Origin of the sequence: Tersicoccus phoenicis, from assembly GCF_001968835.1 — a bacterium.
Classification (GTDB): Bacteria; Actinomycetota; Actinomycetes; order Actinomycetales; family Micrococcaceae; genus Tersicoccus; species Tersicoccus phoenicis.
On record NZ_MRDE01000076.1, the window covers coordinates 104,601 to 122,657 of the forward strand.

The 18,057-nt window shown below is 72.5% G+C and carries 20 protein-coding genes; 9 read left to right on the top strand and 11 right to left on the bottom strand.

Features of this window, described 5'->3' with window-relative positions; all coding sequences use genetic code 11:
- Positions 1-63 precede the first annotated feature (63 nt).
- From BKD30_RS13420 to BKD30_RS13430, 3 genes are all read left to right on the top strand, one after another.
- A complete protein-coding gene (locus tag BKD30_RS13420) occupies positions 64-729 on the top strand; it encodes an SDR family oxidoreductase (RefSeq protein WP_076705343.1) in 666 nt (221 codons plus the stop codon).
- A 128-nt stretch (positions 730-857) separates the two neighbouring features.
- A complete protein-coding gene (locus BKD30_RS13425) occupies positions 858-2,729 on the top strand; it encodes a Na+/H+ antiporter (protein WP_076705345.1) in 1,872 nt (623 codons plus the stop codon).
- 63 nt (positions 2,730-2,792) lie between these two features.
- Positions 2,793-4,076, top strand: a complete 1,284-nt coding sequence (locus BKD30_RS13430) for a M18 family aminopeptidase (protein ID WP_076705346.1) — start codon at positions 2,793-2,795, stop codon at positions 4,074-4,076.
- 58 nt (positions 4,077-4,134) lie between these two features.
- On the opposite strand, the gene BKD30_RS13435 is transcribed toward BKD30_RS13430, so the two are convergent.
- Positions 4,135-4,968 (bottom strand): hypothetical protein, encoded by an 834-nt coding sequence (locus BKD30_RS13435; RefSeq protein ID WP_076705348.1) that lies wholly within the window; start codon positions 4,966-4,968, stop codon positions 4,135-4,137.
- An 88-nt stretch (positions 4,969-5,056) separates the two neighbouring features.
- On the opposite strand from BKD30_RS13435, the gene ribA reads away from it, so the two are divergent.
- From ribA to BKD30_RS13450, 3 genes are all read left to right on the top strand, one after another.
- Positions 5,057-6,373, top strand: coding sequence for a GTP cyclohydrolase II RibA (gene ribA / locus BKD30_RS13440; RefSeq protein WP_076705349.1), 1,317 nt, complete (start codon positions 5,057-5,059; stop codon positions 6,371-6,373).
- Between the two features lie 14 nt (positions 6,374-6,387).
- Positions 6,388-7,542, top strand: a complete 1,155-nt coding sequence (locus BKD30_RS13445; protein WP_076705350.1) for a hypothetical protein — start codon at positions 6,388-6,390, stop codon at positions 7,540-7,542.
- Positions 7,543-7,645: 103 nt separating this feature from the next.
- A complete protein-coding gene (locus tag BKD30_RS13450; protein ID WP_076705351.1) occupies positions 7,646-8,083 on the top strand; it encodes a hypothetical protein in 438 nt (145 codons plus the stop codon).
- Between the two features lie 53 nt (positions 8,084-8,136).
- Here BKD30_RS13450 and BKD30_RS13455 read toward each other — a convergent pair whose 3' ends face one another.
- The 4 genes from BKD30_RS13455 to BKD30_RS13470 are packed head-to-tail and all read right to left on the bottom strand — an operon-like array spanning position 8,137 to position 11,761.
- A complete protein-coding gene (locus BKD30_RS13455) occupies positions 8,137-9,057 on the bottom strand; it encodes a hypothetical protein (protein WP_076705352.1) in 921 nt (306 codons plus the stop codon).
- Between the two features lie 7 nt (positions 9,058-9,064).
- Positions 9,065-10,288: a glycosyltransferase family 4 protein gene (locus BKD30_RS13460; RefSeq protein WP_076705353.1), complete on the bottom strand. Its 1,224-nt coding sequence runs from the start codon at positions 10,286-10,288 to the stop codon at positions 9,065-9,067.
- Between the two features lie 37 nt (positions 10,289-10,325).
- Positions 10,326-10,718: a 6-pyruvoyl trahydropterin synthase family protein gene (locus BKD30_RS13465; protein WP_076705354.1), complete on the bottom strand. Its 393-nt coding sequence runs from the start codon at positions 10,716-10,718 to the stop codon at positions 10,326-10,328.
- A 2-nt stretch (positions 10,719-10,720) separates the two neighbouring features.
- Complete coding sequence (locus tag BKD30_RS13470; protein WP_076705356.1) at positions 10,721-11,761, bottom strand: zinc-dependent alcohol dehydrogenase; 1,041 nt, start codon at positions 11,759-11,761, stop codon at positions 10,721-10,723.
- A gap of 109 nt (positions 11,762-11,870) precedes the next feature.
- On the opposite strand from BKD30_RS13470, the gene argE reads away from it, so the two are divergent.
- The gene (gene argE / locus BKD30_RS13475) at positions 11,871-13,052 is read left to right on the top strand and encodes an acetylornithine deacetylase (protein WP_076705357.1); all 1,182 of its coding nucleotides are present in this window, start codon (positions 11,871-11,873) and stop codon (positions 13,050-13,052) included.
- A 209-nt stretch (positions 13,053-13,261) separates the two neighbouring features.
- Here argE and BKD30_RS13480 read toward each other — a convergent pair whose 3' ends face one another.
- Positions 13,262-14,005: a transglycosylase family protein gene (locus BKD30_RS13480; protein WP_235861704.1), complete on the bottom strand. Its 744-nt coding sequence runs from the start codon at positions 14,003-14,005 to the stop codon at positions 13,262-13,264.
- A gap of 509 nt (positions 14,006-14,514) precedes the next feature.
- Between BKD30_RS13480 and BKD30_RS13485 the strand changes: the two genes are divergently transcribed.
- Positions 14,515-15,144 (top strand): hypothetical protein, encoded by a 630-nt coding sequence (locus BKD30_RS13485; protein WP_076705359.1) that lies wholly within the window; start codon positions 14,515-14,517, stop codon positions 15,142-15,144.
- Positions 15,145-15,148: 4 nt separating this feature from the next.
- Positions 15,149-15,739, top strand: a complete 591-nt coding sequence (locus BKD30_RS13490; RefSeq protein WP_218189309.1) for a DNA-3-methyladenine glycosylase I — start codon at positions 15,149-15,151, stop codon at positions 15,737-15,739.
- A gap of 51 nt (positions 15,740-15,790) precedes the next feature.
- Here BKD30_RS13490 and BKD30_RS13495 read toward each other — a convergent pair whose 3' ends face one another.
- Genes BKD30_RS13495 through BKD30_RS13515 form a run of 5 tightly spaced genes read right to left on the bottom strand, consistent with a single transcriptional unit; the run spans position 15,791 to position 18,042 of the window.
- Positions 15,791-16,402 carry a hypothetical protein gene (locus tag BKD30_RS13495; RefSeq protein ID WP_076705362.1) on the bottom strand — a complete coding sequence of 204 codons (612 nt, stop codon included), beginning with the start codon at positions 16,400-16,402 and terminating at the stop codon, positions 15,791-15,793.
- Entirely contained in the window at positions 16,399-16,980 is a 582-nt protein-coding gene (locus BKD30_RS13500; RefSeq protein ID WP_076705364.1) for a DUF6286 domain-containing protein, read from the bottom strand. Before BKD30_RS13500 ends, BKD30_RS13495 begins: the two co-directional genes overlap by 4 nt.
- Positions 16,977-17,369 (bottom strand): hypothetical protein, encoded by a 393-nt coding sequence (locus BKD30_RS13505; protein WP_076705366.1) that lies wholly within the window; start codon positions 17,367-17,369, stop codon positions 16,977-16,979. Before BKD30_RS13505 ends, BKD30_RS13500 begins: the two co-directional genes overlap by 4 nt.
- The gene (locus BKD30_RS13510; protein WP_076705368.1) at positions 17,366-17,557 is read right to left on the bottom strand and encodes a DUF2273 domain-containing protein; all 192 of its coding nucleotides are present in this window, start codon (positions 17,555-17,557) and stop codon (positions 17,366-17,368) included. Before BKD30_RS13510 ends, BKD30_RS13505 begins: the two co-directional genes overlap by 4 nt.
- Positions 17,554-18,042, bottom strand: coding sequence for an Asp23/Gls24 family envelope stress response protein (locus BKD30_RS13515; RefSeq protein ID WP_235861706.1), 489 nt, complete (start codon positions 18,040-18,042; stop codon positions 17,554-17,556). Before BKD30_RS13515 ends, BKD30_RS13510 begins: the two co-directional genes overlap by 4 nt.
- Between the last annotated feature and the right edge of the window lie 15 nt (positions 18,043-18,057).

The following is an 18,057-nucleotide window of genomic DNA, read 5'->3' on the forward strand; positions in this document are numbered from 1 at the left end:
AATCGAATGATCCCGGGCCGTGTTCCGTCTGTCGACACCGTCCCGAGAGAGAAGGGGAGAAACATGTCCCGCATCGCCATCCTCGGTGGCCACGGCAAGGTCGCCCTGCTGCTCGCCCGTGACCTGACCGACTCCGGTCACCAGGTCACCTCCCTGTTCCGCAACCCGGAGCACACCGACGAGGTCGCCGCCACCGGCGCCGACCCTGTCGTCTTCGACCTCGAGTCCGCGAGTACCGACGAGATCGCCGGCCGCCTCACCGGGCACGACGCCGTCGTGTTCTCCGCGGGCGCCGGGGGCGGCAGCCCCGAGCGCACCTGGGCCGTCGACCGGGACGCGGCGATCCGTTCCGTCGACGCCGCCACCGGCGCCGAGGTCCGGCGCTACGTGATGGTGTCCTACCTGGGCGCCGGGCCGGACCACGGCGTCGATCCCGCCGACGGCTTCTTCGCCTACGCCGAGTCCAAGGCCGCCGCCGACGCCTACCTGCGTGACAGCACCCTGGACTGGACCATCGTCGCCCCCGGCTCGCTCACCTTGGACGAGCCGACCGGCACCATCGAGGTCGACCCCCCGGCCGAGCAGGGCGCCCGTACCGGCACCTCCCGCGCGAACGTCGCGCTGGTGATCGCCGCTGCGCTGGCGACGCCGGCGTCCGTCGGACGCACGATCGGCTTCACCGACGGCTCGACGCCGATCAAGACGGCCGTCGCCACGCCGGCGGGCTGAGCCGCCAGAACGACGGCGGCAACGACCTCCAGCACGACGCCGGTCGGGTGGACCGGCACACCACAGCAACGGCGAACTGACCGGCACACCGACTGACCGGCACCGACGAACCGGAGGAGGTCACGCCGATGGCGGAGGGCGTCTGGATCCTGCTCATGGTCGTCACCGTGCTGGTGGTGGCGCCGCTGTCGGGTCGCCTCGGGGTGGCCGCCCCGCTCGCGCTCGTCGTCGTGGGCATCGGCGCCTCCTTCCTGCCGTTCGTCCCGCACGAGCCGATCGACCCGGAGATCATCCTCAGCGGCCTGCTGCCGCCATTGCTGTACGCCTCGGCCATCGGCGTGTCCCTGCTGGACGTGCGCTCGGAGGCCCGACCGATCCTGCTGCTCTCCGTGGGGCTCGTCGCCTTCACCGCTCTCGGCGTCGGGGTGACGGTGTGGTGGCTGCTGCCCATGGGTTTCGCGGCGGCGTTCGCCCTCGGTGCCGTCGTCGCCCCGCCGGACGCCGTGTCCGCGACCGCCATCGGCCGCACGATCGGCCTGCCCCGGCGGGTGCTGACGGTACTGGAGGGGGAGTCCCTGCTCAACGACGCCACCGCACTGGTGCTGCTGGGGACGGCGATCTCGGCGATGAGCGGCGCCGCGTCCTTCGGTTCGGTGACCGGCGGATTCCTGCTCAGCGCCGTCGGCGGCGCCGGGATGGGGGTGGTCGTGGCCTGGGTCGTCGGGCAGGTGCACCGGCGGGTCAGCAACCCGTCGGTGAACACGGGGCTGTCCCTGATCACGCCGTGGCTGGCTTTCGAGCCGGCCGAGCTGATCCGCGGATCCGGCGTGGTCGCCGTCGTCGTGGCCGGCCTGATCATCGCCCACCGCGCGCCCGTCCAGCAGAACGCCCTGAGCCGGATCAGCCAGACCACCAACTGGCGTACCGTCCAGTACCTGCTGGAGAACCTGGTCTTCCTCATCATCGGGTTGCAGTTGTCGACCATCCTCGGTGGCGTGGCCGACTCGGACATCGGGGTCGCCGGCATCGTCGGACTGTGTGTCGTCGTGCTGCTGGCCGTCATCGTGTTGCGTGCCGTCTGGGTGTTCGCCACCCGGTTCGCGGTCGTCATCGGCCGCGGTGACCAGGGCCACCCCCTGAGCGTGCCGGAGGCGGCGGTGCTCTCCTTCGCCGGCATGCGCGGCGTCGTCACGCTCGCCGCCGCGTTCGCGTTGCCCGCCGAGACGCCGCACCGGGAGGTGCTGGTGCTGCTGGCGATGGTGGTCGCGATCGGCACCCTGCTGATCCAGGGGTCGCTGCTGCCGGCGTTCGCCCGCTGGATGGGCGTGCGCGGACCCGGCCGGGCCGAGGACGCCCTGCAGGAAGCGCACGCGGTGCAGCGGGTGATGGAAGCGGGGGTGCGCCGGCTGAACGAGATCGACGAGGCACAGACCCTGGATCCGGAGGCCGTGGAGGAACTGCGCCAGATGGCCGAACGCCGGGTCAACCGGTCCTGGGAGGCGCTCGGGTCCCAGACCTCGCACCGGACACCCGCCCAGACCTTCCGGAATCTGCGGATCAAGATGCTGCGGGCCGAACGCGACGAGGCGCTGCGCATCCGCGCCGATCGCGGCGTCGACCACGCCATCCTGCAGCGGGTGATGAATTCCCTGGACCTCGAGGAGGCGGTGGTGCTCGCCGCCGGGCAGGACGTCGCGGACGACGAGGAGGAGGACGTCGTCACGCCGGCGAGCATCGCGGGCGAGTGCGAGCACCTGGAAGCGGCTCGCGACCGCGATCAGCCCGAACCGCGGTCGGACCACTGCCTCGACTGCGAGCGTGAGGGCACCCCGACCGTTCACCTCCGCATGTGCCTGACCTGCGGATATGTCGCGTGCTGCGATTCCTCTCCCGGGAGGCACGCCCGCCGGCACCACGATCAGACCGGGCATCCCGTGATGCGCAGTATCGAACCCGGTGAGGCGTGGCTGTGGTGCTACACGGACGAGCTGCTGGGCTGAGCGGGCGCGGTCACCGGCCCGTCGGTGCCGGCCCCGTGCCGGAGGCGTCCCTAGACTGAGCCCATGACGGACGGTGGGAACGGCGCGGACGAGTACATCGCGGACCTGGCCGGGTACGTGACCGCGTCACCGTCGTCCTATCACGCGGCCGCCGAGGGAGCCCGTCGGCTGATGGACCGGGGCTTCTCGGCCCTCGACGAGCGTGACGACTGGTCGGGGCTGGGACCGGGCCGGTACCTGGTGGTCCGCGACGGTGCGCTCGTGGCCTGGGTGGTGCCCGACGGCGCGGGCCCGGCGACCGGCTACCGGGTGGTCGGCGCCCACACCGACTCACCCGGCTTCAAGCTCAAACCCCACCCGGACCTCGGTCTCCTGGGCTGGCAACAGGCCGGCGTCGAGATCTACGGCGGCCCGCTGCTGAACTCCTGGCTGGACCGGGAACTGTGCTTCGCCGGGCGGGTGACCACGCGTCACGGCGTCGAGCACCTGGTCGCCACCGGTCCGGTCGCCCGGATCCCCCAGCTCGCCATCCACCTGGACCGCACCGCCAACGACGGCCTGACGCTGGATCGGCAGACCGGGGTGCAGCCGGTCTGGGGCGCCGCGGACCCCGGCGGTCTGATGACCGTGCTGCTGGCGGGCAGCGGGCTGGACCCGGCGCACGTCGTCGGCTGGGATCTGGTCGTCGCGGACACCCAGCCACCCCGCCGATTCGGCGGCGCCCAGGAGTTCCTCGCCTCGGGGCGGCTGGACAATCTCTCTTCGGTACATGCCGGGCTGCGGGCGATCAGCGCCGCCCCCGATGACGGCCCGACGATCGCGGTGCTCGCGGCCTTCGACCACGAGGAGCTGGGATCCCAGTCCCGGTCCGGGGCCAGCGGACCTCTGCTGGCCGACGTCCTGGAGCGGACCACCGCCGGCCTCGGTGGCGACACCAGCGCATTCCGCCGGGCACTGGCGGCCTCCGTGTGCCTGTCCGCGGACGCCGGGCACCTGGTGCACCCGAACCAGCCGGGCAAGCACGATCCCGTCAACCGGCCCCGGCCCGGCGGTGGACCGCTGCTCAAGCTCAACGCCAACCAGCGGTACGCCACCGACGCCGTCGGGACCGCGGTGTGGGCGCGTGGCTGTGCCGCCGCCGGGGTGCCCTACCAGGAGTTCGTCTCCCACAACGGCGTCCCCTGCGGTTCGACCATCGGCCCGCTGACGGCCACGCGGCTGGGCATCCGCACCGTCGACGTCGGCCTCGGCCTGCTGTCCATGCACTCGGCCCGGGAGATGTGCCACGTCGACGACGCGGTCGCGCTCGGTGCCGCCGTCGCCGCGTTCTTCAGCCTGCCGGACTGAGGCCGGCTCTCCCGCAGCCGTGCGGCACTTGACCCTGACGCTGCGTCAACTCCTGGCGTCAGGCGCCGGGACGACGGCGGCGGTCCCGGCCCCCGGCGGCACGGGCGGCGGCACGAGCTGCCGCACCGCCCAGGGCGTCGGCCGATCGGGCGACGGCCCGCTGGGCGTTCTGCGCCAGTTCTTGAGCGAGGTCGTTCCAGGGGCCGGGGGCCGGTGATGACGGCCCTGCCGAGCGGTTCACGACCTGCTCCTCGGCGGCGTCGAAGGCGCGGGTGAGGCGCCGGACGGCCTCCCGGTACGCCGCGAACTCCGGGGGCGACATGGGCGCCTCGGTCGAGGTGGGCCGCAGCCGTCGCGCGTCGGACTGCGCGCGCAGGAACGCCGCCGTCAGCGGTACCCGGTGATCGCTCATCTCCGGGTGGGCGATCGCTTTTCCCGGGTCGGTCTCGTAGGCCATCCACCGCACCAGCACCGCGTCGTGGGCGCTCAGCAGGCGCGCGATCGGCAGGGCGTCACGGCTCGTGCGCGCCGCGGGCAGGGCGGCACGAGCGGCGCGGATGTCGGCCCGGTGCGCGGTCACCTTCGCGGTGGCGGCCCGGCGCTGCGACTGGGAAGCCTGCAACGCCGCGCGAGCAGCGGCGACATCGGAGTCCGACGCCCGCGCGCTCAGTCGCTCGGCCTCGACCCGCGCGACCTCGGCGCGGGCGGCCTGCACATCGGCGCGGGAGCGGGCGACGGCAGCGTGCGCAGCACGCAACTCGTATCGGGCGGCGTCGAGTTCCAGTCGCCGCGTCCGGGACGTGCGGCGCGTCCGCAGCCCCACCCAGCCGGCGACGCCCGCGCCGGCCGCGACCCAACTCGTCGCGGCGAACGTCACCCAGAACGGATCCACCCTGCCATGCTACGTCGCAAGTGCCGGACGGTCAGCCGTCACCGGTTCCTGTCTTGGGGCGCTCAGACCGATATGGGAGGCTTCACCCATGACCACCCACTCCAGTGTGGTGACCCGCGTCGCCACCACGTCCCTGCCGTGCCGGTACGGCGTGTTCGACATGCTCGGCTTCATCGACGACGCCGGGATCGAGCACGTCGTCCTCGCCCAGGGGGATCTGGCCAGTGACGAGGCCGGGCCACCGATGGTCCGGGTGCATTCGGAATGTCTCACCGGAGACGGTTTCGGCTCCTGGCGATGCGACTGCGGTGACCAGCTGGACGCCGCCCTGGCGACCATCGCCGCCGTCGGGCGCGGAGCGGTCGTCTATCTGCGCGGACACGAGGGCCGCGGCATCGGGCTGGCCGAGAAGCTGCGTGCCTACGAACTGCAGGACGCCGGGATGGACACGGTGGACGCCAACCTCGCGCTCGGGCACGAGGAGGACGCACGCACGTATCACGCCGCGGCCGCCATCCTCGCCTCGCTCGGTGCCACCCGGATCAGCCTGCTCTCCGGCAACCCCGCCAAGCAGCTCGCCCTGGAGGCCCTCGGCATCGAGGTGGTCGGCAGACACAACCTGGCCGTCCCGACCCGCGCCGAGAACGAACGGTACCTGGCAACCAAACGAGCCCGGATGCGGCACGATCCGGCCGCCGACACCGACCTCGAGCTGCTGGGCCGGTACGGCGACATCACCGGGACGGACCCGGTCGTCATCGCCCAGATGGGGCAGAGCGCCGACGGCTTCATCGCCGCGCGCAGCGGCGACGGCGCCGAGTTGACGTCCGTGGAGGACCGGGAACACCTGCACCGGCTGCGTGCGCTCGTCGACGCCGTCGTCGTCGGTGCGAGCACGGTGGCGGCGGACGACCCTCGGTTGACCGTCCGCTCCGTGACCGGCGCCGACCCGGTGCGCGTCGTCGTCGACCCGAGCGCCCGGACCAGCCCCGCCGCCCGGGTGCTGACCGACGGTGCCGCACCCACCCTCTGGCTGGTGGGGGAGGACGCCCCGATCCCGTCCGTTCCCGCGCACGTGACCGTGCTCCGGCTGCCCGAGCAACGGGACGGCTTCGCGCCCGCAGCGATCCTCGCTCGGCTGGCCGAACGCGGGCTCGGTCGCGTCCTGATCGAAGGTGGCGGCCGGACCGTCTCGCGATTCCTCACCGCCGGCGCCATCGACCATCTGTTCCTCACCGTCGCACCCGTGCTGATCGGCGACGGCGTGCCCGGGGTCCGGTTCTCCGGCGCCGACCGCCTCGACGGTGCCGTCCGGCCCCCGTCGCGGTCGTTCCCCCTCGGCCCGGACACGTGCCTGCACTTCGACCTGCGGACCGGCCGGGCGAAGGGCCCTGCCGCCGCCTGAACGAAGGAGACCGCATGGACGAGCCGGCACCCGACCCAGCCGGATCCGGCGGCGAACGTCTGCTCATCGGGATCGTCGCCGACGAAGGGTTCGCGGCCCGGATCGCCGCGTCGCTGACGACGGCGGTCGAGGAGGCGGCACGCGCGGCGCTCGGCGCCGACTCCCGGATCAGCGTCGAACAGGTGGTGGAGTCACTGCCGCTGAATCAGGAGGGCAAGATCCCTCTGGTGGAGGCCGGATCGGCGCTGCGCCGTCGACACGGGTGGGACGCGGTCGTCTACCTGACCGATTTGCCCCGACTCAGTGACACGGGGCCGGGGCTGGTCGGCGAGTTCGACCACGACAGCCGGATCATGCTGGTGTCCGTACCGGCGCTGGGCTTCATCGGCGTCCGGCGCCGGGCGCGCCGAGTGGTGCGTGAGGGTATCCGGGTGGTGCTCGCCGCGGAGGTCGATGAACTCGACCCGGTCGTCATCAACAATCCACTCGAAGCGCGACTCGCCCCGGTCCAGCGCACGAGCGAGGTGGGCGCGGACTCGTCCGTCTTCGAACTCCGCGGCGTGCGCGGCTATCTGGAGCTGTTGGCCGGGATGGTCCGCAGCAATCGTCCGTGGCGGCTGCTGCCCTCCCTGTCCGGTGCGCTGGCGGCCGCCGCCGCCGTGGGTGCGTTCGGCATCTTCTACACCAGCGTCTGGGCGATGTCCGACGCCTTGAGCGTGGGCCGCCTGGCGCTCATCACCCTGTTCTCTCTGGCCATCATCGTCTTCTGGCTGGTCATTCACAACGGTCTGTGGGAGTGCGGTAGCGGGCGCACGCCGAGGGCACGGGCCATGCTGTACAACACCTTCACGGGGGTGACCATCTTCATCGGCGCCCTCACCATGTACGTCATGCTCTATCTGGTCCTGTTGCTCGGCGCTCTGACGGTGATCGAGGTCGGGTTCCTCAGTGGCCAACTCGGTCACCCGGCCGGGTGGCTCGACTACCTGGATATCGCCTGGTTGTCCAGCTCCCTGGGCACCGTCGCGGGGGCCCTCGGCTCCAGCTTCGACGACGAGGAGGCGATCCGGCGCGCCACGTACTCGAGGAGGGAGAATGAGAGACACCGACTGATGCAAGAGCTGGATCGGGACGAGGGCCGATCGAGCGACGGCGTCGGTCCGGAGTGAGGAGGACGGTGGCGCCCGCGGAGCCACTGTGGCACGCTGACACTGGATATCTCGATAACCGAATGATCCGGCCACGGTCGTCGTGGTAGGTGAGGAGGGCATCATGAGCTGGAGGAAACGGGGTCACGCGGAGCAGTCCGACCAGCAGCAGCAGTCGGACGAGCCACGGCACACCGAGACCTGGGATCCCGCTGCGGACGGGCCCGCCACCGGGTGGCCGCCCCGGACCAGCCCCGGCGTCGATCCGGGGCGGGACGCCGAGGAGGGTGAGACCACGGTGCGCGACGACGACCAGTTCTCGCGCGGCGAGGACGGCGAGCAGTTCGTGGCCGGGCGGCCGACCCGGGCGTCCAAGGGGCTCGGTGCCATCTGGGGCGACCCCGAGTGGTCCCCGGTCGACGAGCCGATGAGCGAGCGGGCCCGGCAGGAGCGTGACGACGCCACGAGCAGCGCCGCGACCACCTACGAGCTGCACGAGACGGAGACGGGCGAACGGTATCTCACGGATCACTCCGAGGACGGGGACGACGCCGGGCGCTGATACCCGGTCCGTCGCACCGTCACCGCGATGCGCTCGTGATCCGGTGTCACCGCTCAGCCGCGGGGCGCCACCAGGACGTCCTGGTGCCCCACCCGAACGCGCAGCGCCCCGCCGTGCGTGGCCTGAAGCCGGTCGGTGAGCCAAGCGTCGACGTCGGACGCCGACAGCATCTCTCGGCGCCCGGATTCGTCGGCTGAGTAATCGGCTGAGCCGACGTGGTCCCGGACCGCGGCGGCGCGGTCCTGCAGCAGCCGCTCGATCAGGGCCCGGTCGCCGGCGTCGGCCGCGTCCAGGATCCAGTCGGTCTGCTGCACGGTCACGGTCACCGCCTCCCCCGCGGTGTCCTCCCCGGCACGGCCCAGTGCCTGCCGCAGTGCCTCCACACCGTCCGGACCGAGATGACCGTGGCGCTGCTGGTGGGCGTTGAAGACCGCCTGGACGGCGTCGTCGAGCGGCCGGGCAGGCGTGAAGCTGCCGCCGCCGTCGACGGTCAGACTGAACAGCCCGTGCGCGCCGAAGTCCTGCAGCACACCGGCGAACTCGTCCACCGTCCGCGCATCGAGCAGGTCCAGCAGGGCGGCGCAGGTCAGCAGCACGGCCTGGCCCGGGCGGCGGTGCTGCGTGAGCACCTCGCGCAGGTGTGCGACGTCGGAGACCACGGACGTCCACGGCGCCGCGTTCCCGGTGAGCCGCACGGTGAGTTCGGCGAGCAGGTCCTGGTCGTGGTCGACGAGCAACCAGGTCTGGGGCACGGACAGGCGCGGCATCAGCCACCGGGGGTTGGCTCCGGTACCGGTGCCCAGGTCGACGACGAGGACCGGCACTTGCGCGGAGCCGCCCGACTCGCTGTCACCGCCCGTGAGGGACCGGCGCAGTGCCGGCAGCAGCGTCGCCGTCGTGGCGTCGCGGGCCCGGTCGTCGGCGCGCTCGCGCAGGGCGAGCCAGTCGGAACTGATCGGATCGAGCTGTGTCATCGGGTCCTCATCCCTCGGTCGACATCATGGGCGGACGTCCGGCCGGGCGTCGGGGACCGGGCCTGGATCCGGTTCTCGATCCCATGGCCGTCAGGATCGCCTCGGTCGCCGGTCCCCAGCCGGGCAGGTCGGCGGTGCCGGCGGCGGTCCGCCACCGGGTGCGCAACGGGGGATCGGTGAGCCACCGGCGCAGGACGGCGGCGATTGACGTCGGGTCGTCGGCGTCGACGACCGCGCCGGGGAGGTGGCGATCACCGGGACGGCCGCCCTTGCCCGCGACACGGCGGGCGTGGAGCGAGCGCCCGTCGGTGCGCTGGCGCGGCCAGGGCCCGCTGCCACGCGGGCCAGTCAGCGCCTCCGCGGCTCCCGTGCCCCGGCCCACCACCACGGGAACGCCGTGGCGCAGGGCCTCCGGGACGACCATCCCCCAGCTCTCCCAGGTGGAGGGCAGCACGAGCAGGTCGGTCCGCGACCATCGGGCGGCCAGACCCGCGGCGTCGAGCTCCCCGGTGATCCGGACCCGTCCGGGCAGGGACGAGGCCGCGGCGGCGACCCGGCCGGCGTATCTCGGGTCCGCGTCCGTGCTGCCGATCAGCTCCGCCGACCAGGCGAGGTCGGTGAGTCCGGCCAGGGCCCGCACCAGGCCGGCCTGGTTCTTGTTCGGCGTCAACGCGGCCACGCAGGCGAGTACCGGGGACCGGTCGATCGGCTGCTCCGTGGCGCTGTGTTCCGGGGACGGATCCTTCCGCCGTGCCGGGTCGGCCTCCGTGCCCGGCCGGGCGACGACGAGCCGCGCGGCCAGGTCCGCGGCCGGCCGGCCGGTCACCGGCCACGCGTGGGCCAGCAGCCAGTGCCCGGTCCACGCGCTGGTGACGACGACGACGTCGGCGGCCGCCAGGGCCCGCGCCTGGGCGGTACCGCCGTGTCGTTCGGGCAGGTGCACGAGCAGCCCGGTGCGGACGCCGCGTGCGATCAGCGCGATCAGTACCTCCGGGCAGCGGGTGGCGATCAGACCGTCGACCAGGACGCGCCGGTGTCCGGCAGCGGCGGCGAGCACCCGGTCGACGGCCTGCCGGTCCGGCCGCGGCCAGTGCCCGGGAACCGGCACGAGGTCCACCCGGTGCCCGAGCGTGGCGGCATGCGCCGTGACCGCCCGATTGAACAGGGTCCCGCCGCTGCGGTGCCGCACGTTCGCGGGCGTCAGCAGGGCCAGCCGATCCCCGGCACTCATTCCGTCGGGCTCGATCCTCGGCTCTCCATCCCGGTACTCAGGCCAGCGACCGGGTGTACCCGGCCCAGGCGTCCGGGTGCTCCCGCAGCACGACGTCCAGCTCGGTCACCCCGTGTCCGGGCATCTCGTCCGCCAGGTGCCCGGCGAGGCGGTCCGCGACGAACCGGGCGAGGCGCTCCGTCGTGGTCAACTGCCCGGCGAGATCCGGGTGCTCGTCCAGGTTGCGGTACGCCAGATCCGCGAGCACCGCGGCCAGCGCCGCCGTCGCCACGCCGATGTCGAGCACGATCGCGTGCTCGTTCAGTTCGACCCGGTGGAACGTGGCCTCGACGACGAACGTCGCCCCGTGCAGGCCCTGCGCGGGACCGAAGGCCGGGTCCGGCAGCGAGTGGGCGATCATCACGTGGTCACGGACGGTCAGGCGGTACACGGTCAACTCCTCGTTCTCGGTCCGACCCGCGGCTCGGACCGCGGCTGGTCGGGGACGGTGTTGTGGGGGACGGGGTAGTCGACGACGTGGCACATCTCGGTCGAGCCGGGGCCGGTGACCCGCGCCATCGTCGTCGGCAGGTCGGCGAACGGGCTGCTGCCGGTGAGGAAGACGTCGAACCGGTCGTCGGTCAGCAGCCGCAGTGCGAGGTCGAGCCTGTCGTCGCGACTGCGGCGAGCCCGCCGGGCCAGGGCCACCTCGCCCACCTGGCTGGCTCGGACCTGCAGCCGACGCGCGTGGAACGCCGCCCCGAGCGGCACCCGGGGAGAGCGGGTGCCGAACCAGGACATCTCGATCACCTCGGCATCGTTCCCGGCCAGATCCAGGGCGGTGGCCAGCCCCTCCTCGGTGCCGGACGCGTGGATGACGACGTCGCAGTCCCCGGCGGCGGAGGCCGGGGCGAGGAGGTCGAGCCCGAAGGCGTCGGCGAGGCCCCGTCGTCCCGGATCGGGATCGATCAGCTGCAGCCGCCCCAGGGGGAAGTCGGCCAGCAGGGCCGCGACGGCGCCGCCGATCATGCCGCCGCCGACGACGGCCACCCGGTCACCGAGCCGGGGACCGGCCTCCCACACGCCGTTCACCGCGGTCTCGATCGTGCCCGCCAGCACCGCCCGCCGGGCCGGCACACCGTCGGGCACCACGTGCACGTCCGCGGTGGGCAGCACGAGCAGGTCCTGGTGCGGAGCGAGACTGAAAACGGTGCGGCCGACCAACCCGGCGGCGCCGCGCTCGACGACGCCCACGTTCAGGTAGCCGTATTTGACCGGGCCGCCGAAGTCACCCTCCTGGTGCGGAGCGCGCATCTGGTCGGCGACGGCGGGCGGCACGCGACCTGCGAACACGGTGCTCTCGGTGCCGCGGCTGATCCCCGTGTGCCGGGTACGTACCAGCACCTCGTCGGGGTCCGGCTCCGGCAGCGGCTGCTGACGCAACTCACCGTGGCCACAGCCCGTCACCCAGAACGCCGTCCCGACCACACTCATACCGGCAGTCTCGCAGATCCCGGACGCGACCTTCCGGCTGCGTAGACTCGTGGCCGGACCACAGACCCACCGGAATATCCGGGTCGGACCACGCGAGAGGACGGATGCGATGAGCTCGACGACGACCGAACAGGACCTGGCTTCGCTCGACTGGACCCGGCGGCTGATCGCGGTCGACACCACCAGTCGCAACTCCAACCTCGAGCTGATCGACCTGGTGGCCGCCGAGGTGCGCCGGCTCGGTGTCGAGCCCCTCCTCGTGCCGAACGAGGACGGCGCCAAGGCCAATCTGTTCGCCACCTTCCCGGCCGCCGACGGCAGCACCGACGGTGGCATCGTGATCTCCGGGCACACCGACGTCGTGCCGGTGGACGGTCAGGACTGGTTCTCCGACCCCTTCAGCGCACAGATCCGCGACGGACGATTGTACGGTCGTGGCGCCGCGGACATGAAGAGCTACATCGGGGCCGCGCTGACCCTGCTGCCGCGTCTGGCGGAGGCCGACCTCTCCACTCCGGTGCATCTGGCCCTGAGCTACGACGAGGAGATCGGCTGCGTGGGCGGCGGCCGGCTGGTCGCCGAACTCGAGCGGCGCGGCATCCGGCCCGAGTTCTGCATCGTCGGGGAACCCACCAGCATGCGGGTGATCGCCGAGCACAAGTCCGTCAACGTGTTCCGGGCGACGTTCACCGGGGTCGCCGCCCACTCCTCACTCACGCCCGACGGCGTCAACGCCATCCACCACGCCTCCCGGTTCGCCGTGGCGTTCGCGGAGATGGTCGACGGCTGGCGGGAGAACGGGCCGTTCGATCCCGGCTACGTCGTGCCGTTCAGCACCGGCGGGGTGAACCTCGTCCACGGCGGCATCGCGTCGAACACGGTGCCGGACCGGTGCGTGCTCGAGTTCGAGTTCCGCAGTGTCGCCGCCGTCGACGCCGCCGAGGTGACGTCGCGGGTGCGCGCCGCCCTGGCCGAGATCGACGCCCGGATGCGGGCCGAGGACCCGCGGGCCGGGGTCGCCGTCGAGGTGATCGGCCAGGTGCCGGGCCTGCGCACCCCGCCGGGCAGCGCCGTCCTCGGCCTCGGCGCCGACCTCGGCGGCCTGCCGAGCGAGGAGAAGGTCACGTACGGCACCGAGGCGGGCCAGTTCACCGGCATCGGCATCGGCACCATCGTGTGCGGGCCCGGCGACATCGCCCAGGCGCACACCGCCGACGAGTGGATCGAACTCGATCAGATCGCCGCTTGCGAGAAGTTCTTCGACGCCCTGCTCGCCCGCGTCACGGCCTGAGCACACCGACCACACCGAGCGCCGTCCCACCCGGGACCGCCACCGTCGGCAAGGAGCCGTCATGCAGCACGATCCCTCGCCCGCCGGCCTCACGGGCACGGCGGCACCCGCGAGGGCGGGACGATCCGGGAACGGCGAAGCGCCGCACTCCGGGAAGGAGTGCGGCGCTTCGGCCGACGGGTCCCGTCGAGGACGGGAATGCCGGGTGATCAGGCAGGCAGGTTCAGGCTCTGGCCCACGAAGATCAGGTTCGGGTTGCTGACGGTGCCCAGGTTGGCGTCGGCGAGAGCCTGCCAGCCACCCTTGACGCCCAGCTTCTGGGCGATCTGGCTCAGGGTGTCACCGGCCTGGACGGTGTAGGTCTTGCCGCTGAGCGCGGGCGCCTGGTGCACCGGGGCCTGCTGGACCGGGGCGGCCTGCACGGGGGCCTGCTGCACCGGGGCCTGCTGCACGGGCGCCTGCTGCACGGGGGCCTGCTGCACCGGCGCCTGGCGGACCGGGGCCTGCTGCACGGGGGCGGCCTGGACCTGGACCTTCGGGGCCTGCTGGACGGGCGCCTGCTGAACCGGGGTCGGGTTGGCAGGGGCACCGGTGGCGCCGGCCTTGACGGAGCACACCGGCCAGGCGCCCCAGCCCTGGCCCGCGAGGACACGCTCGGCCACGGCGATCTGCTCGGCCTTCGTGGCGTTGGCCGGGCTGCCCTTGCCGCCGAAGCCGGTCCAGGTGGACTGGACGAACTGCAGGCCGCCGGAGAACCCGTTGCCGGTGTTGATGGCCCAGTTGCCGCCGGACTCGCACGCGGCGACGCGATCCCACGTGGCTTCGCTCGCGGCGTTGGCCTGCGTGCCGGTCACGGCCACGCCGGCGCCGGTGAGGGCGAGAACGGCGGCACCGCGACGGAAATTCCGGTTGAGAGTGGTGGAGTTCTTCACAACAATGCTCCTGGAGGTCACCTGCGCTCCAGCCGTCCCCGGCTGTCGTTGCGCCATCGCCCGCCCCGACTGTTCGAGGTCGTGGAAAGTGCCCCGCCTCATGGCGATGTCCGGTGAAGAAGAGGGGCCGTGCATGTTGGGCTGCAACAAGAACGGGTGCAGCCTCGGGGGTTCCCCGCCTAGCGGGGCTGTTCCCGAGACTAGACGATCAATTCGTTATCGATCAAGACCCTTCGTTATCTTTCTGTGATCCGAGGGCCGACCTCCCGACTCGTCGCGGTCCCGGATCCGCGCTATGGCGCGGATCGGGCACGTCCCCGGCCCCGCGCTGTGAATCGCCTTACAGACGGCGCGTCGCGGTGGCGCAAGCGGCGTCGGAAGGGTATCGGTGCCGCGTTCGGCCGTGCAGGCGGAGGCGCCGCACGGGTCGGACTCGCCACCCTCCGGCGCGATGCCGAAACCGGCTCGCCACCGTGGATCACTGAACGGACACGTCCCCGGCGTGGGGCCGGGGGGCCTACGATGAGCGCATGACCCCGACGCACGCAGTGACGTGGCCGGCCGGCCGACTGGTGATCCTGGCCGGTGACGCGCGTGAGACGGAGGCCGCGTGGCTGCCGACGCTGCTGGCCGCCGTCCGCTCTCCCGGTTCGCGGCCCGAGGTGGAACGAGTGGCACCGGATATCGTCGACGATCTACTGGCCCGCCGGCGTCGGCTCCGTGAGTTGCTGGACGACATGGACGAGGCCACCTATGTGATCGCCTTCAACAGTGGCTGCGCCACGGTCCTGGAACATCTCGAGTCCCGCGCCGACGACTGGCGGTTGGGCGGTCTGCTGCTGTACTTCGACCGGGCTTTCGCTGCCAACCGTGCCACCACGGGCGCACAGCCCGTGCTGACGCCCGCCCTGGCCGCCTTGCGCGCCCGGGTGACCCGGCGGATCGTCGCGAGCGCTCCCGGTCGCACCCGGGTCCCCGCGGGAGCCGCGGCGGAGCTCGCCCGGCTGTTCGGGGCCGAGTACCACGCCCTTGCGGCTCCGCCGGTGGGGCATGATTCCCGGGCCGGCGGCGCTGCCGCCCTGGCCCCTCTGGTATCCCGGCTCACCGCACCGGAGGACGACACCCGCGGTGCACCGGAGCGCGGAGCGCCGGGTGTCTGAACCGATGACGGACGTCGTGATCGGCTCCGACGGCCTGGCACGTCCGCGCTGGGCCGCTGTCGACGCACTCCTGCAGGAGTACTACGACAGCGAATGGGGCATGCCGGTGCGGGACGAGCGCGGCCTGTTCGAACGGTTGAGTCTGGAGGCCTTCCAGTCCGGGCTGTCCTGGGCCACCATCCTGCGGAAGCGGCCGGCCTTCCGGGCGGCGTTCGCCGACTTCGAGCCCGACGCCGTCGCGGCCTTCGGTGCGTCCGAGGTCGACCGGCTACTGGCCGATCCGGGCATCGTGCGCAACCGCGCGAAGATCCTGGCCACCATCGGCAACGCGCGGGCCACGGTGGCGCTGCGTGCGGACGGCGGTCTCGCGCCTCTGATCTGGTCCTTCCAGCCCGAGGCCACCCCCCGGCCGCGAACGCTTGCCGAGATCCCCACCAGCTCGGCCGAGTCGCGGTCGCTCTCCACCGCACTGCGGGCGCGCGGCTTCCGCTTCGTGGGGCCGACGACGATGTTCGCGCTGATGGAGGCGGTCGGCATGGTGGACACCCACCTGATCAGCAGCCATCGACGCGGCGCGTCCGGCGTCTGGACCTGACGGCGCCGCGTCCCGGGCCAGCCAGAGCGCGCCGCGGGATCGCCCCGAGCGTCACTGCACCCGCTCGGTGCGGGAGAGCCGTGCCCGCGCCCCACTGCTGATCCGGATCAGCACCGGCTCCCGGGTGCCGGTGAGCAGGTCGAGTCCGGTGACGAGGTCGCGCGCGGTGCCCAGGGTGTCGCCCAATCGGGCGCCCTTGCGCACCTGCAACCGGAGGTTCAGCCCGTCCGCCCGCCCCGCCTTCCAGGTACTGACCTGCGCGGAGAGCACCTGGTCCTCGTGTTCGAGGGCCTGCTCGACGGCGTCCGCGACCAAGGAGGTGCGGATCCGTGTGTGGCCGGGCAGGTCGCCGTCGTGAAAGGCGATCGCCACCTGATTTGTCCGCCCTCCCCCTTGGGAGAAGATCCAGACCAGCATCAGGATCACCGCCGCGATGAGCACGACGAGCACGGCGACGGAGATCCAACTGACGTCGCCGCCCGGCGTCGGTGTCGACCGCACCAGGCCGGTCAGGCCGTCCCAGAGCTGCTCACCGACGATCAGCCAGCCCCGCGACACGGCGGCGCTGAACCCGGCGACCGTGACCAGCGCACCGACCGCGAGCAGCACGAGTCCGACGAGCGCGAGCAGAACCCGGTTGAGACCGCGCGGGGTGCTTCTCACACCCCCACCGCCCCGCGCGTGGCGACCGTCACGGCCACCGCGGGCATCGGCTCCAGGCCGGCGGCGTCGAGTTCGCCCACGACCGCTCGGCGCACCGCTTCGTCGTCGACAGGGAGCCCGGAGGTGGGATGCACCTGCACCTCGATGGACCTGCGGGACGCCCAGGTGTGCACCTGATCCACGGAGACGGCCGCAGCGGTCCGGGCGACCCGGGACGCCGCCGAGGCGACCACCTCGTAGTCGACGATGATCGCGCTGCGCTCGTCCGCGACGGCGTAACGGGGCCGGTTCCCGGGCAGGACGGCGAGGGCAAGGACCAGCAGTCCCAGCAAGGCGATGAGCAGGCCGACGACGACCAGCACCGCCCCGGGCGCCTGCCGCGGCAGATCCACCAACCACGGACCGATCATCACCGGGGAGGCGAGGATCGGGGGAGCCCCCGCCACGGAGAGCACCGTCTCCAGGAACAGCCACAGCAGCACCACCAGAACCAGAGTGGCCGTGACGATGGACGGGAGGCTGCGGGATGAATGCGTCTCACGGCGCAGCAATCGCCGGGTGCGGCGATCCGCCGTCACCGCGGCCGTCCCTGCGGTGGCCGGTGGATACCAGTGAGGTCGACGTCGACGCGGCCGACGACCGCACCGGTGAGTTCGCACGACCGCCGGGCGATGACACTGCGGGCAGCCTCGGCGCGCTGCATCAGCGTGCTCCGGTCGCGACTCGACGTCGTGTGCTCGCGGGCCAGGGACAGCAGCGGGGGTGCCGATACGGGCAGGGCGACCTGCAGATGCAGGCGACCGCCGTCGTCCAGCAGTCGGGTGCGCACCGTGGAGACCGGCACGCCGAACTCCTCTGCGGCAACGATCGTCACCACCCGGGAGATGGCCTGCTGGGTGACCCGCGTGTGACCGGGCGGTACCCCGACGGCCGCCCGGTCATCGGTCACCGTCCCTGCGTCGGTCATGAGGAGGAGCGCTTGCCGCGCAGGGAGTCGGCGACGGCGCGCAGGTCCAGGCGGCCCTCCGCGACCCGGCCGGCGACGGCGCCGACGAGCATGAACACCGCGGTGAGCAGGAAACCCCAGAATCCCCACGCGAGGACGACGATGGCCAGGGTGGCACCGACGGCAAGGCCGGTCACGGTCGGACTCATGAGAGGCGTCGCTCCTTCGGCTCGGAGTGGGCTGGCCCGGCCGGTGTGCGGTCGAGCGCGGGGACGTCGACGTCCGTGATGGTCACATTCACCTCGGCGACGTCCTTGCCGATCAGCCCTTCGACAGCATCGTAGACCGCAGCACGGACGTTCCGGGCGATGTCCTGCAGCGGCCACGGGTAGCCGGCTACCAGGGTGACGGTGACCGCGACCTGTCGCTCACCGGTCTCCACGGAGATGCCCTGGGCATGGTCGGCCTGACCCACGGCCTCACGGAGCTGACCGAAGGTCCGCGCGGCGCTGCTGCCCAGGGCGTGTACCCCGGGAACCTGGCGGACGGCGACCCCGATGACTCGGGCGATCGCGGTCTCGGACACGGTGGTGGTGCCGCGCTGACGCTCGGTGACGACGGGCGGAACCGCGGGCGCGGGAATCACCGCCCCCGCACGCTGGTCGATCGTGGGCTCCTGCTCGGGATGACTCACGTGCCCTCCTCTGTC